A 13817-nucleotide genomic window follows, 5' to 3' on the forward strand; every position below is an offset into this window, starting at 1 on the left:
GTAAGCCTTGAGCATTCAAGGCACTTGCTACATTTTACTGGGTTTCTGGGTTGTCGCCACTTATCGAGCCCGAACCCAGTCAGCGCTACAAAATACTAGCGCTGACTGGAGACAGGTTCAAGTCCGGTGGCGGCGCGTGTCACTCGCCGCGCTGGGCCTTGATGATCTCGTCCGCGACGGCCTTCGGGACCTCCGCGTACGAATCCATCTGCATGGTGAACATCGCGCGGCCCTGCGTCTTGGAACGCAGGTCACCGATGTAGCCGAACATCTCGCTCAGCGGCACCTTCGCGTCGATGACCTTGACGCCGGTGGCGTCGTTCATCGACTGGATCTGGCCACGGCGTGCGTTGAGATCACCCATGACGTCGCCCATGTACTCTTCCGGAGTACGGACTTCGACGGCCATGATCGGCTCGAGGATGACCGGCTTCGCCTTCGGCGCGGCCTCCTTGAAGCACATGGAGCCTGCGATCTTGAAGGCCATTTCCGAGGAATCGACGTCGTGCACCTGGCCGTCGACGACCGTTGCCTTGACGCCCACGACCGGGAAGCCTGCGAGGATGCCGGATTCCATGGCCTCCTGCACGCCGGCATCGATCGAAGGGATGAATTCCTTCGTGATGTGGCCGCCGGTGACCTCGTTCGCGAACTCGTAGACCTCGCCGTTCTCGGTGTCGAGCGGCTCGAAGTTCATGAGCACCTTTGCGAACTGGCCGGAACCACCGGTCTGCTTCTTGTGCGTGTATTCCTGGTTCATGACGGCCTTGCGGATCGTCTCACGGTAGGCGACCTGCGGCTTGCCGACGTTGCACTCGACCTTGAATTCACGGCGCATACGGTCGACGATGATGTCGAGCTGGAGCTCGCCCATGCCCGAGATCAGCGTCTGGCCGGATTCCTCGTCGGTCTTGACCTGGAAGGTCGGATCCTCGTCGGAGAGCTTCGCGAGGGCGATGCTCATCTTCTCCTGGTCGGCCTTGGTCTTCGGCTCCACGGCCACTTCGATGACCGGGTCGGGGAAGGTCATCGACTCGAGCGAGATCGGGTGCTTCTCATCGCACAGGGTGTCGCCGGTCGTGACGTTCTTGAGGCCCACGAAGGTGTAGATGTTGCCGGCCTCGGCGGAATCCACCGGGTTCTCCTTGTCGGCGTGCATCTGGAAGATCTTGCCGATGCGTTCCTTCTTGCCCTTCGTGGAATCGAGCACGTTGTCGCCCGGCTTCACAACGCCAGAGTAGACACGCACGAACACGAGCTTGCCGTAGAATGGGTGGGTCGAGATCTTGAAGACGAGGGCCGAGAACGGATCGTCGAAGGTGGGCTTGCGGTCGATCTCGACGGATTCGTCGGACGGATCGAAGCCAACGATCGAAGGAACGTCCTCAGGGCTCGGCAGGTAGTCGACGACGGCGTCCAGCATCGGCTGCACACCCTTGTCCTTGAACGCCGAACCGCACAGGACCGGATAGGCCTGACGGCTGATGGTCAGCGTGCGGATGCCCTTGCGGATCTCCTCTTCCGAAAGCTCGCCGCTCTCGAGGAACTTCTCGAGCAGCTCCTCATCGGATTCGGCGACCTGGTCGAGCAGCTCGGAACGGTACTGCTCGGCGCGGTCCTTGAGGTCGTCCGGGATGTCCACGGTGTCGTAGTGGGCGCCCATGTCGTCCTTGACGTCGTTCCAGACGTAGGCCTTCATGCGGATCAGGTCCACAACGCCGGCGAAGTCGTTCTCAGCGCCGATCGGCAGCTGCACGACGAGCGGGGTGGCACCCAGCTTCTCCTTGATGGTGTCGACCGAGTAGTAGAAGTCAGCGCCCAGCTTGTCCATCTTGTTGATGAAGCAGATGCGCGGAACGCCGTACTTGTCGGCCTGACGCCATACGGTCTCGGACTGCGGCTCAACGCCTTCCTTGCCGTCGAAGACGGCCACGGCGCCATCGAGCACGCGCAGCGAACGCTCCACCTCGGCGGTGAAGTCGACGTGGCCCGGGGTGTCGATGATGTTGATCTGGAACTGCTCGCCCGTGTCGTGGGTCTGACGGTTCCAGAAGCAGGTGGTCGCAGCGGACTGGATCGTGATGCCACGCTCCTGCTCCTGCGCCATGAAGTCCATCGTCGAAGCGCCATCGTGCGTCTCGCCGATCTTGTAGTTCTTACCGGTGTAGTACAGAATACGCTCGGTGGTGGTGGTCTTGCCGGCATCGATGTGCGCCATGATGCCGATGTTGCGAACCTGATTCAGGTTGCTAAGCACGTCCTGTGCCATAAGTGTTCCCTGGCCCTTTCTGGTCTGGTGTGATTACCAGCGGTAATGAGCGAAGGCCTTGTTGGCCTCTGCCATCTTGTGGGTGTCTTCGCGGCGTTTCACGGAAGCGCCGAGACCGTTGGAGGCGTCGAGGATCTCGTTGGCGAGACGCTCGGCCATCGTCTTCTCACGACGAGCACGGGAGAAATCGGTCAGCCAGCGCAGCGACAGCGTGTTCGCGCGGGCGGGCTTGACTTCGACCGGCACCTGGTAGGTGGCGCCGCCGACGCGGCGGGAGCGCACCTCGAGGGACGGGCGGATATTGTCGAGCGCGCGCTTGAGCACGGCGACCGGCTCCTGGTCGGTCTTCTCCTTGACCATGTCAAGTGCCGAGTAGACGATGTCTTCGGCGATCGACTTCTTGCCGTCGAGAAGAATCTTGTTGATGAGCTGCGCGACTACGGTCGAGCCGTAGATCGGGTCCGGCAGCAGCTGATGTTTCTTGGCGGGTCCTTTACGTGACATATCTCTTACTTCGCCTTCTTTGCTCCGTACAGGGAACGGCCCTGCTTACGATCCTTGACGCCCTGGGTATCGAGTGCACCGCGCACGATGTGGTAACGCACACCCGGCAGATCCTTGACACGGCCGCCGCGCACGAGCACGATGGAGTGCTCCTGCAGGTTGTGGCCCTCACCCGGAATGTAAGCGGTGACTTCGATGCCGGAGCTCAGACGCACACGGGCAACCTTACGCAGAGCCGAGTTCGGCTTCTTCGGCGTGGTGGTGTACACACGGGTGCACACGCCGCGGCGCAGCGGGCTTCCCTTGAGAGCCAAAGTCTTGGACTTCTTCGGCTTTGCCTTACGTCCCTTACGGACAAGCTGTTCAATAGTAGGCAACTTGAATTCTCCGATTCAGTGGTATCTGTTCTTCACTCGTGAAGCCGCCTCACTGCAGCCCCACTCCCCCTGATCCGTTGCGAATCGGAAAAGACAGCCACTGTTCACCGGCCCGATGACCCTCCGTTCTCTCACCGCCGCATTGCTGCGCGTGATCCAAACGAACTCGGGGATATCCCAGCCCGCGCTCCTGTCACATAAGGTGCACGGCTGGCACACACAAGGAGCCAAGATACCACAGGCACAGAAAAAAGGCAACCCCCGGAGTGTCTAGGCACCTCCGGGGGTCGCCTCACTTCTCTATACCCATTGTTCGTGCCATTGCCTCGACACCACCGCGGTTGCATTCCATCTCCCATCAATCGCCGCGGTGGCGTCTGCCGCATCCATCGCATCCATTGTGTGTGCCATCACCCACGGCGCGCATCCCTTGCGCGCGATCATGCCATACGCCGAACGCTCCGGCAGCCCATGCTATCTGCTGTTACGTTGCGCAATGTTGTAATCGTCCGGCGCCGCCCTGCGCCGTCTCGGTGTTGTAACCCTTGTGTCCTTGCACTTACGAGTATAGTCCAAAATCGCGCGCGACACGACCCCGCCACCGCCCGACACGCCGTGTGCACACATTGGCCCGGCATTCGTGTATAGTGTTCACCTGTTGTCCGGTTCCCAACGGAACCGCTGCAATGGTGGCTATAGCTCAGTTGGTAGAGCATCTGATTGTGGTTCAGAAGGTCGCGCGTTCGAGCCGCGTTAGCCACCCCATCAACCCCGGCCTTTCCTTCGATGGAAACCGGGGTTTCTTATTACGTCACGCCGGCAGGGGGCGCACGCGTCCGCCCCCGGAAGGCATCGCCCCGCGCCCCACGTTCACCGTGCGCCGCAATCCACGCCCTTCCAAGGCCCAGCAGGTAGACTACTCAGCAGTACACGCTGCCCGCCTACGAGCACTAAGGAGCCCGCCATGCTGTCTTTTGAAAACGATTATTCCGCCGCCGCCTGCCCGCAGATCATCGCGCGCATGCAGCAGGTCCAAAACGAGACGCACCCCGGCTACGGCACCGACGACTACTGCAAGGCCGCCGCCGGCAGGATCCGCGCACTGTGCGACAACCCGGAAAGCGACATCTGGTTCCTCACCGGCGGCACGCAGACGAACCAAGTGGTCATCGACTCGATCACCGCGCAATATGCAGGCGTCGTCTGCGCGGACAGCGCGCACATCAACACGCATGAGGCCGGCGCAATCGAGGCGACCGGGCACAAAGTGCTCGCACTGCCGCAGCAGGACGGCAAGATCAGCGCGCCGCAGCTCGACGACTATTGCGAGCGCTTCAACGCGGACACGAACCATGCGCATATGGTGCGCCCCGGCTGCGTGTATGTCTCGCAGCCGACCGAATACGGCACAGTGTATACACGCGCCGAGCTCGCCGCGATCGCGCAGGTGGCGCATGACCACGACATGCCGCTGTTCATCGACGGCGCACGCCTGGGCTATGCGCTCACATGCGACGCGAACGACGCGAATCTCGACGACCTTGCGCGCATCGCCGACGTCTTCACGATCGGCGGCACGAAGGTCGGCGCCATGTTCGGTGAGGCTGTCGTGTTCACGCGCGGCAACACGCCCGAGAACTTCACCGCGCTCGTCAAACTGCATGGCGCTCTGCTCGCCAAGGGCTGGCTGCTCGGCCTGCAGTTCGACACGCTGTTCACCGACGACCTGTATTTCCAGTTGTCGAAGCACGCGAACGCGCAGGCGGACAAGATCCGTCAGGCGCTGCTTGACAAGGGGTACGACATCGCGTTTGTGTCGCAGACGAACCAGATCTTCATCACGGTGACCCGCAACCGTGCCCAGGAGCTGCAGCAGCAGGTGAAGCTGGGGTTCATGGAGGCCGTGGACGCCAGCCATGTGATGCTGCGCATCTGCACAAGCTGGGCCACGACCGACGATCAGGTGGCGGCGCTCATCGCGCTGCTGTAGGCGCTGTGTACGCGGTTCAGCGTGTGGCGCCGTGCGCCGCGATCGCCTCGCGTTCCATCTGCACGAACTGGTGGACCGACGATTCGACGGAGTAGTGCTCCTTCGTGTGGTCGGCATAGGTCTGCCCCCACTCGTTGAGTTCGCGCGGGTGTTCGATCCACCAGTCGATGTGCGCGGCGAGCTGTTCGGAATGCCCGACCTCATACAGCGATTCCGGGCAGAGCGCGAACTGGCTCGCCGCGCTCTGCGGCGACTTCGCGATGACCGGCACGAGCCCGCACGCCATGCCTTCGATCACACTGACCGATTCGAGGTCGGCAATCGACGGATGGCACAGCAGGTTGCACGACTGCAGCAATGCGGGCATGTCGCTGTTGCGGTGGAAGCCGATGGACGCGGGGCGCGCGAGTTTCTTGCGGGCGAGCCGTTCGAGTTTGCGTTTGATCGGCCCGGTGCCGGCGATTGTCAGATGGATGTCTTCGGTGTGCGCGCTGCGTGCGATCGCCTCGATGAGCTCCACATGGTTCTTTTCGTTCGACAGGCGGCCGGACGCCACAATCTTGAACGGCACGCCCGCCGCTTCGTCGTCCGGGCGCTGCCGCTTGGGAGTGAACCGCGCCTGGTAGCCGTTTGAAATCACATGGATCGGTGCCGTGTAATGGTGCTCGCGCAACAACCGGGCCCCCAATTCCGTCGGCACATGGATCGCGTCGACGTTGCGGTACAGCCAGTGCTTGAACAACCAATAGATGAACGAATCAGCGCCAGGCACATATTTGAGCGGCCCCGCGGAATACGTCACGTTCTCCGGCTGCACATGGTAGCCGGCCGTGACGGGCAGGCCCTTGGCCCGCGCCGCGGCGAGCGCGTGCCGCCCGAATTTGAATGGCGTGTAGATGTGCACGATGTCCACGCCGTCGAATGCACGGTCGAACAACGTGGCGCTCGGCTGCGCGAACTGCATCTGCTGTTTCGCCGCCACCCAGCTGACGAGCGGTACCCGGTTGACCTTGGCCGGGTATTCGGGGGCATTGATGCCCACGAGGCGCACATGGTGCCCTTGCCGTTCCAACTCCTGAGCCCACTGCAACGCCGAATTCGACGTCCCGTTGCCACGGTTGCCGAAGGTGTCCACCACCATGGCGATCGTCAATGGCCGTTCGGTGGTCTGCTGCGGGCTTTCGCCGTTCTTTGCTGCACACATGGAAGTTCAGTCTAACCATGGCGCATGTCAAAGCGCGGCGCATGTGGACGGCGCGCGTGCGCTGGGCGCCGCCGGTGGCAATATGGGAGGCATGGCAAATCAAGATCGTGCTTTGGGCACACCGTACGGCAAACATCCCACCCGCGCACTGCTCCTCGGCTCCGGCGAACTCGGCAAAGAGGTCGCCATCGCGCTCACCCGGCTCGGCGTGCGTGTCATCGCCGCCGACTCCTACGAAGGCGCGCCGGCGCAGCAAGTGGCGCATGAGGCGCATGTGCTCGACATGAGCGACGCGCAGGCCCTGACCGAACTCATCGCGGGGGTCCAGCCCGACATCATCATCCCCGAGATTGAAGCGATCGCCACGCAAGTGCTCTTCGACGCCGAGCGCGCCGGCATCCATGTGGTGCCAAGCGCCACGATCGCCTCGATCTGCATGGACCGCGAGGCGCTGCGCCGTCTGGCGAGCGAGGAGCTCGGCCTACCCACTTCGCCCCACCGTTTCGCCGGTTCGCTCGAGGAACTGCGCGTCGGCGCCCAAGCGGTCGGGTTCCCGTGCGTCGTCAAGCCGGTCATGAGCTCTTCAGGGCACGGACAGTCGGTCGTACGGTCCGCCGACGGCATCGACGCCGCCTGGCAGGAGGCACAGCAGGGGCGCCGCGCGCACCACGACGGCGATGTCTCGCGTGTGATCGTCGAGCAACTCGTCGACCTCGACTATGAGCTCACGATGCTCACCGTCAGCTCGAGCGCGGGCATCGTGGTGTGCACACCGATCGGACAGCGCCAGCAGGACGGCGACTACCGCGAATCCTGGCAGCCGGCGGACGTGCCGGCCGACGTGCTGCAGGAGGCCGTCCGCATCGCGCGCGACGCGGTGCGCGGCCTCGTGCAGCGCGCGAAGACCGATACCGCGTGGGGCGTGTTCGGCGTCGAACTGTTCGTGCTGACCGACGGCAGCGTGCTGTTCAACGAGGTCTCGCCGCGTCCGCACGACACCGGCATGGTCACGATGATCAGCCAGCGGCTCAGCGAATTCGACCTGCACGCGCGCGCAATCCTCGGCGTGCCGGTCGCCGAAGGCCATGTGGCGCTCGCCATGCCCGCGCACACCGCGGCGGCGAGCCACGCAATCGTGGTCAGCGGCGAAGGCGAAGTCGAGTTCTCGGATCTCGACGCCGCGCTCGCGCAACCGGGCACCGACGTGCGCATCTTCGCCAAACCGCGTGTCGCGGGGCACCGCCGCATGGGCGTGGCGCTCGCGCTCGGCCAGGACGTGCAGGAGGCGCGCGTGGCCGCCACGCAGGTCACGCAGGCGCTGCACACCGAGATTGTGTGAAATGTGAGAAACGCCGAAGAGATGTTACGAATCATTGGTACCCTGATTGCGTCAGTTCATCAGCGCTCCAATCTTGGGTAACCAGAAGGGTGAAGCAACACTATGCAGAAACTGGACAAGCTCTACGAGGGCAAGGCCAAAAAACTGTACGCAACCGACGACCCCGACGTGCTGTGGGTCGAATACATGAATCAGGCGACCGCCGGCAACGGTGCCAAAAAAGCACAGATCGAAGGCAAGGGAAGCCTGAACAACCGCATCACCTCGGTCCTGTTCGACCTGCTGGCGGCGCGCGGCGTCGATTCGCATTTCGTGCGCCGTATCTCCGACACCGAACAGCTCGTGCGCGCCATGGACATGTACCCGCTCGAGATCATCATGCGCAACACCGCCGCTGGTTCGTTCGCCAAGCGCTACGGCGTTGAGGAAGGCACCGAACTCAAGCAGCCGATCCTCGAATTCTGCTACAAATCCGACGATCTGGGCGATCCGTTCATCAACGATGACGGCATTGTGGCGCTCGGCCTGGCCAGCAAGGAAGAACTCGATGAGATTTCCCGGCAGGCGCGTGCGGTGAACGACGCGCTGCGCGACATCTTCACCAAGATCGATGTGCAGCTCGTGGACTTCAAGATCGAAGAAGGCAAGACTTCAGACGGTACGATCCTGCTCGCCGACGAAATCACGCCGGACACCTGCCGCCTATGGGACCTGCGCGACGGCTCCGGACAGATCGAGCATCTCGACAAGGACCTCTTCCGCCGTGACCTAGGCAACATCATCCCCGCCTACGAAGAGATCCTCAACCGTCTTGAGGCGCTCGCCGACGCCGAGGGCGTCGCGCGCGCCGAGTGACCTTGGCGTAACGCCCCAACTCCGCCCCTCCACCACTCGAGCCACCACACAAGAAGCGAAGGAACAATCGTGGTTTTCCGCGTCTATGTAGAGAAGAAACCCGGATTCGATGTCGAGGCCCAGCAGCTGACGAACGAGCTGCGCACCATCCTTGGCATCCGCACCCTCAAGGGCGTCCGACTCGTCAACCGGTATGACGTCGAGGGCATTGACGAACAGCTCTTCGAGCAGGTCGTGCCCACGGTGTTCAGCGAACCGCAGTCAGACAACGTGAGTTTTGACCTGCCGGATTTCGGCGAGAACGCCGTGTTCGCCGTGGAGTACCTGCCCGGCCAGTTCGACCAGCGCGCCGATTCGGCGAGCGAGTGCATCCAGCTCATCAGCCAAGGCGAACGCCCCACCGTGCGCACCGCGACCGTCTACGCGCTCGATGGCGAGTTGAACACACCCGACGTGGACGCGGTGAAACATTACGTGATCAATCCGGTCGAAGCACGCGAGGCGGGCCTCGAGACGAAAGACACGCTCACCGCGCAGGTGCCCACCCCGGGCAAGGTCGAGGTGATCGACGGGTTCCGCGCGATGGAGACCGAGCAGATGGAGCGGTTCATCGCGGACCGCGGTCTGGCGATGGATGTGGCCGACCTCGAATTCTGCCGCCGGTATTTCGAGGAGGATGGCCGCGACCCGACCATCACCGAGATCCGTGTGATCGACACCTATTGGTCCGACCACTGCCGCCACACCACGTTCGGCACACAACTCGACTCGGTGACGATCGACGACGCCGTGGTACAGGCCGCATTCGAGCGCTATCTGGCGATGCGCGACGAACTGGGCCGCTCCGACCGCCCGGTCACCCTGATGGACATGGGCACGATCGGCGCCAAGTGGCTCAAGGCCAATGGCGTGATGACCGGCCTCGACGAGTCCGAAGAGATCAACGCGTGCACCGTCAAGGTGAAGGTCGATGTGAACGGCGAAGACGAGGATTGGCTGTTCCTCTTCAAGAACGAGACGCACAACCACCCCACCGAGATCGAACCGTTCGGTGGCGCGGCCACCTGCATCGGCGGCTGCATCCGCGACCCGCTCTCGGGCCGCGCCTACGTGTATCAGGCAATGCGCGTCACAGGCGCTGCTGACCCGCACACGCCGGTCGATGAGACGCTTGAGGGCAAGCTCCCCCAGCGCAAACTCGTCACCACGGCGGCCCACGGCTATTCGTCGTACGGCAACCAGATCGGTCTGGCCACCGGCCAAGTCAACGAGATCTACCATCCCGGCTATGTGGCCAAGCGCATGGAGGTCGGCGCGGTCGTCGCGGCCACTCCCGCCGACCATGTGCGCCGTGAGACCCCGGCCCCGGGCGACAAGATCATCCTGCTGGGCGGCCGCACGGGCCGCGACGGCATCGGTGGCGCCACCGGTTCGTCGAAGGCGCACAATGTCGAATCGCTCGAGCTTGACGGCGCCGAGGTGCAGAAAGGCAACGCGCCCGTGGAGCGCAAGCTGCAGCGCCTGTTCCGCCGGGGCGACGCCACGCGCCTGATCAAGCGGTGCAACGACTTCGGTGCGGGCGGCGTCTCCGTGGCCGTGGGCGAGATCGCCGACGGCCTGGACGTGGACCTGAACAAGGTGCCGAAGAAATACGAGGGCCTCGACGGCACCGAACTGGCAATTTCCGAATCCCAGGAACGCATGGCCGTCGATGTGGCCGCCGAGGACGTGGACGAGTTCCTGCGCTACGCCCAGGAAGAGAACCTCGAGGCTGTGGTGATCGCCACCGTGACCGAGGACCCGCGCATGGTGATGCGTTGGAATGGCGACGAGATCGTCAACCTCTCCCGTGAGTTCCTCTCATCGAACGGCGCCGACAAGCACCAGGACGCCCATGTTGCGCAACAGGGCACCTATGCGACGCCGTTCAACGAAGGCACACTCGCCGAGCGGTTGGATGCGATGCTCAACGACATCAACGTGGCTTCCAACAAGGGTCTTGCCGAACGCTTCGATTCCACAATCGGCGCCGGTACCGTACTGATGCCGTTCGGTGGCCGTGAACAGCTCACCGCGCCAATGGCCATGGTGGCGAAGCTCCCAGTGTTCGGCGAGACGACAACGGCATCAGCCATGGCATGGGGCTTCAACCCGTACATCATGGAGCGCAACCAATTCACCGGCGCATACCTTTCTGTCGTGGAATCGCTCGCCAAGCTCGTGGCCGCCGGCTTCGAGCATGAAAAGGCGTACCTGAGCTTCCAGGAATACTTCGAGAAGCTGCGCGACGAACCCGACCGTTGGGGCAAGCCGGTCGCCGCCGTGCTGGGCGCGCTCATGGCCCAGGTCGACCTGGGTGCGGGCGCGATCGGCGGCAAGGATTCCATGTCCGGCTCGTTCGAGGACCTGGATGTGCCGCCCACGCTGATTTCGTTCGCCGTGGCGGTCGGCGACATGCGCCGCGCCACCTCCCCCGAGTTCAAGGCGCCGGGCCACCGTGTGGTCCGCATCGCCCCCGTGTACCATGCCGATGGCCTGACACCGGACAAGGACGGCCTGCTCGAGGCCTTCTCCACGGTCGAACAGCTCGTGGACTTCCATGACGCGGTGGCTATCTCCACCCCGGGCTATGGCGGCACCGCCGAAGCGCTGTTCCGCATGACGCTCGGTAACCACATCGGTGTGCGTTTGGTCGACGCGATCAGCGTCGACGACCTGTTCGCCCCGGCATACGGTTCGTTCATCGTCGAACTCGCCGATGACGCGAAGATCCCCGCCACGTCGAACCTCGTGGAGATCAGCGAAATCGGCGAAACGACCGAGGACTACACCTTCCATGCCGCTGGCGAGGATTTCGCCCTCGCGCCGCTGCAGGAGACATGGGAAAGCGCGCTTGAAGACGTGTTCCCCTACCGCCACACCGAACACCAGACCGACGAACTCGTGGAGACCGTGGTCTTCGACGCCGGCCGGCGCGCACCGTACACCGGACCGAAGATCGCCAAGCCGCGCGTGGTGATCCCGGTGTTCCCGGGCAACAACTGCGAATACGACACCGCCGCCGCGTTCGAGCGTGCTGGCGCGGAGGTCACGACGCTCATCGTCAACAACCTCACCCCGCAGTCCGTCACCGAATCGACGCAGGCGCTCGTCGAGCAGATTGGTCGCAGCCAGATCGTCATGATCCCCGGCGGTTTCTCGGGCGGCGACGAACCGGATGGTTCGGCGAAGTTCATCACCGCGTTCTTCCGCGCGCCCGCGGTCACCGAAGCCGTGCGCGATCTGCTCAAGAACCGCGATGGCCTCATGCTCGGCATCTGCAATGGCTTCCAGGCCCTCATCAAGCTGGGTCTTGTGCCGTACGGCGACATCGTGCCGATGACCGACGAGTGCCCCACGCTCACGTTCAACGAGATCGGCCGCCACCAGAGCCGCCTTGTGCGCACGCGCATCGCGTCGAACCTCTCCCCCTGGCTTGCCAAGACCCAGGTGGGTGACGTGCACACCGTGGCGATCTCGCACGGCGAGGGCCGGTTCGTGGCGAGCCCCGACCTGCTCACGCAGCTTGCCACCAACGGCCAGATCGCCACGCAGTATGTGAGCGAAGACGGTGTGCCGAATATGAACCTTGCGGTAAACCCGAACGGTTCGATGATGGCGGTTGAAGGCATCACGAGCCCCGACGGGCATGTGTTCGGCAAGATGGGCCATTCCGAGCGCTCGGGCAACGGCCTGTATGTGAATGTGCCGGGCAACACCTACCAACCGATCTTCGAGGCGGGTGTGGAATACTTCGCGTAATGGCGGTATAGCCTGCGGAAACTACAACTGATGCGGCCGGCTCGTGATGGAGCCGGCCGCATCTTTGATTGTGAGGTGGGTACCATTGCGCACAACGGCGTGTTACTACCCTATCTTTCACTTCGTTTGTTGGAATTACACGAATGTAGGGGTTTGTCTGGCCAGGTGCCCACCCCACAATCAAAGATAGGGGGCTGGATGTGTAGCGACCGCCCCAAGACTGCTTGCTACACGGTTACGACAGCTGATGTTGAGGCGTATTACAGACCCAGAACCTGCTTCTTCTTGAGGTCAAATTCCTCCTGGGTGAGGATTCCGGCGTCAAGCAGCTCCTTGAGGCTCTTCAGTGTCTCCATCTGTTCCGCTACGGACATCGCGGGAGCCGGCGCAGGTTGCGACGCGGCTTGGGCGACTACCGGCTGTGCATCCGCTGCAGCGGCCATCGCATTCGCCGGATTCATCTGCTGGCCCGGCATCGCCCCGGTCATCGGGTTGACCCCCTGAGCGAAGCCGACCCCGAGCATCATGCCGCCCATGTCGCCGAATCCGTTGTCTTGCACGCCTTGGGCGATTTTCTGCTGGGCGGCGATGTTCGACGCCTGCTGCGAGATGTTCTCGTACGCCGTCACATTCATGCGGTTCGACGAGTACTGCTTGACGAGTTCGCGCGATTCCGGCGTGAACTCGATGCTTTCGATGCCGATGCCCGCCAGATGGATGCCGAATCGTGACTCCCATGTACCCGCGTTTGTGGGGTCCTCGCTGATCGCGAGCGCGATTGCGTTCGCTTGGCTCGGCAACGCGGAGATACGGTATTCGTTGCTCAGCGAGTTGAGCGCGACCGAGAACGACTGCATGAATTCACTGAGCAGCTGCGACTTCGTTTTGGGGTCGTCGAAACTGATGTAGTCCACGTTCGGCGGTACGAATTGCCGGATGAACGCGGTCGGGTTCGTAATGCGCAACGACATCATGCCTCGTGCGCGAATGTCGAGATCGGTGTCGTAGAACTTGTCGTGGTACATGAGCGGGGCCGGCGTGCCGAACTTGAGGCCGCGGATCTCGCGGAGGTTCACGAAGGCGACGCGCTTGTTCGCCACTGGTTCGCCGCCGTACTTGAAGCGTTCGCCGATCTGCCCGAAGATGGATTTGCCGATGCCGTCGCCCGCGAACACACTTTCGGTGCCGCCGGTGCGGTATTCGTACCCGCCGGACTCGGTGATGATGCTTTCGATGCCCGACTGGTCGAAGATGAACGCGGCCGTGTTCTCAGGGACATAGATGCGCGACCCGTTGGAGATGACGGCATCGGAATGCTTGGTGTTCGACCCACGTCCTTGATTCGTTTCCTGATAGACACCCGGCATGAGTGCTACATGCTCATCGAATTGGCCGACCGTGATGATGTCGAGCCACTGATCGGCGAAGGTGCCGCCCAATGCGCCCGCGAATGCTTTGATCAATGCCATGGCTGCCTA

General features: G+C 62.9%; 9 protein-coding genes and 1 tRNA gene. 5 read left to right on the top strand and 5 right to left on the bottom strand.

The features are described 5' to 3' along the window. Nucleotides 1–139: 139 nt before the first annotated feature. From fusA to rpsL, 3 genes are read right to left on the bottom strand one after another with little or no spacing between them, the layout of a single operon-like run. Nucleotides 140–2269, bottom strand: coding sequence for an elongation factor G (gene fusA / locus OU02_RS00700; RefSeq protein ID WP_033488315.1), 2130 nt, complete (start codon nt 2267–2269; stop codon nt 140–142). Nucleotides 2270–2302: 33 nt separating this feature from the next. Further along, nucleotides 2303–2773 (bottom strand): 30S ribosomal protein S7, encoded by a 471-nt coding sequence (gene rpsG, locus OU02_RS00705; RefSeq protein ID WP_003813834.1) that lies wholly within the window; start codon nt 2771–2773, stop codon nt 2303–2305. Between the two features lie 5 nt (nt 2774–2778). Further along, the gene (gene rpsL, locus OU02_RS00710) at nt 2779–3150 is read right to left on the bottom strand and encodes a 30S ribosomal protein S12 (protein ID WP_004269067.1); all 372 of its coding nucleotides are present in this window, start codon (nt 3148–3150) and stop codon (nt 2779–2781) included. 689 nt (nt 3151–3839) lie between these two features. Between rpsL and OU02_RS00715 the strand changes: the two genes are divergently transcribed. Both OU02_RS00715 and OU02_RS00720 read left to right on the top strand, forming a co-directional pair. Then, nucleotides 3840–3915 (top strand) — tRNA-His (locus tag OU02_RS00715). A gap of 199 nt (nt 3916–4114) precedes the next feature. Beyond that, the gene (locus tag OU02_RS00720; protein WP_033488316.1) at nt 4115–5140 is read left to right on the top strand and encodes a threonine aldolase family protein; all 1026 of its coding nucleotides are present in this window, start codon (nt 4115–4117) and stop codon (nt 5138–5140) included. Nucleotides 5141–5156: 16 nt separating this feature from the next. On the opposite strand, the gene OU02_RS00725 is transcribed toward OU02_RS00720, so the two are convergent. Next, on the bottom strand, nt 5157–6344 hold the full coding sequence (locus OU02_RS00725) for a glycosyltransferase (RefSeq protein WP_033488317.1): 1188 nt from the start codon (nt 6342–6344) through the stop codon (nt 5157–5159). A gap of 91 nt (nt 6345–6435) precedes the next feature. Between OU02_RS00725 and purT the strand changes: the two genes are divergently transcribed. The 3 genes from purT to OU02_RS00740 all read left to right on the top strand — a co-directional run bounded on the left by purT (nt 6436) and on the right by OU02_RS00740 (nt 12339). Then, entirely contained in the window at nt 6436–7683 is a 1248-nt protein-coding gene (purT, locus tag OU02_RS00730; protein ID WP_033488528.1) for a formate-dependent phosphoribosylglycinamide formyltransferase, read from the top strand. Nucleotides 7684–7785: 102 nt separating this feature from the next. After that, entirely contained in the window at nt 7786–8538 is a 753-nt protein-coding gene (gene purC, locus OU02_RS00735; RefSeq protein ID WP_033488318.1) for a phosphoribosylaminoimidazolesuccinocarboxamide synthase, read from the top strand. 69 nt (nt 8539–8607) lie between these two features. Beyond that, nucleotides 8608–12339, top strand: coding sequence for a phosphoribosylformylglycinamidine synthase (locus OU02_RS00740; protein WP_033488319.1), 3732 nt, complete (start codon nt 8608–8610; stop codon nt 12337–12339). Between the two features lie 260 nt (nt 12340–12599). Here the strand turns inward: OU02_RS00740 and OU02_RS00745 are convergent, their stop codons facing one another. Continuing rightward, the gene (locus tag OU02_RS00745) at nt 12600–13808 is read right to left on the bottom strand and encodes an SPFH domain-containing protein (protein ID WP_033488320.1); all 1209 of its coding nucleotides are present in this window, start codon (nt 13806–13808) and stop codon (nt 12600–12602) included. Nucleotides 13809–13817: the final 9 nt, after the last annotated feature.

It is taken from the genome of Bifidobacterium pseudolongum subsp. pseudolongum DSM 20099 (assembly GCF_000771225.1).
GTDB classification, from domain to species: domain Bacteria; phylum Actinomycetota; class Actinomycetes; order Actinomycetales; family Bifidobacteriaceae; genus Bifidobacterium; species Bifidobacterium pseudolongum.

What these genes read in the sequence shown, in the direction of transcription:
- purT (WP_033488528.1), top strand. Translation starts at nt 6,436, where the DNA reads ATGGCAAATCAAGATCGTGCTTTGGGCACACCGTACGGCAAACATCCC.
- OU02_RS00720 (WP_033488316.1), top strand. Translation starts at nt 4,115, where the DNA reads ATGCTGTCTTTTGAAAACGATTATTCCGCCGCCGCCTGCCCGCAGATC.
- fusA (WP_033488315.1), bottom strand. Translation starts at nt 2,269, where the DNA reads ATGGCACAGGACGTGCTTAGCAACCTGAATCAGGTTCGCAACATCGGC.
- OU02_RS00725 (WP_033488317.1), bottom strand. Translation starts at nt 6,344, where the DNA reads ATGTGTGCAGCAAAGAACGGCGAAAGCCCGCAGCAGACCACCGAACGG.
- OU02_RS00745 (WP_033488320.1), bottom strand. Translation starts at nt 13,808, where the DNA reads ATGGCATTGATCAAAGCATTCGCGGGCGCATTGGGCGGCACCTTCGCC.
- rpsG (WP_003813834.1), bottom strand. Translation starts at nt 2,773, where the DNA reads ATGTCACGTAAAGGACCCGCCAAGAAACATCAGCTGCTGCCGGACCCG.
- purC (WP_033488318.1), top strand. Translation starts at nt 7,786, where the DNA reads ATGCAGAAACTGGACAAGCTCTACGAGGGCAAGGCCAAAAAACTGTAC.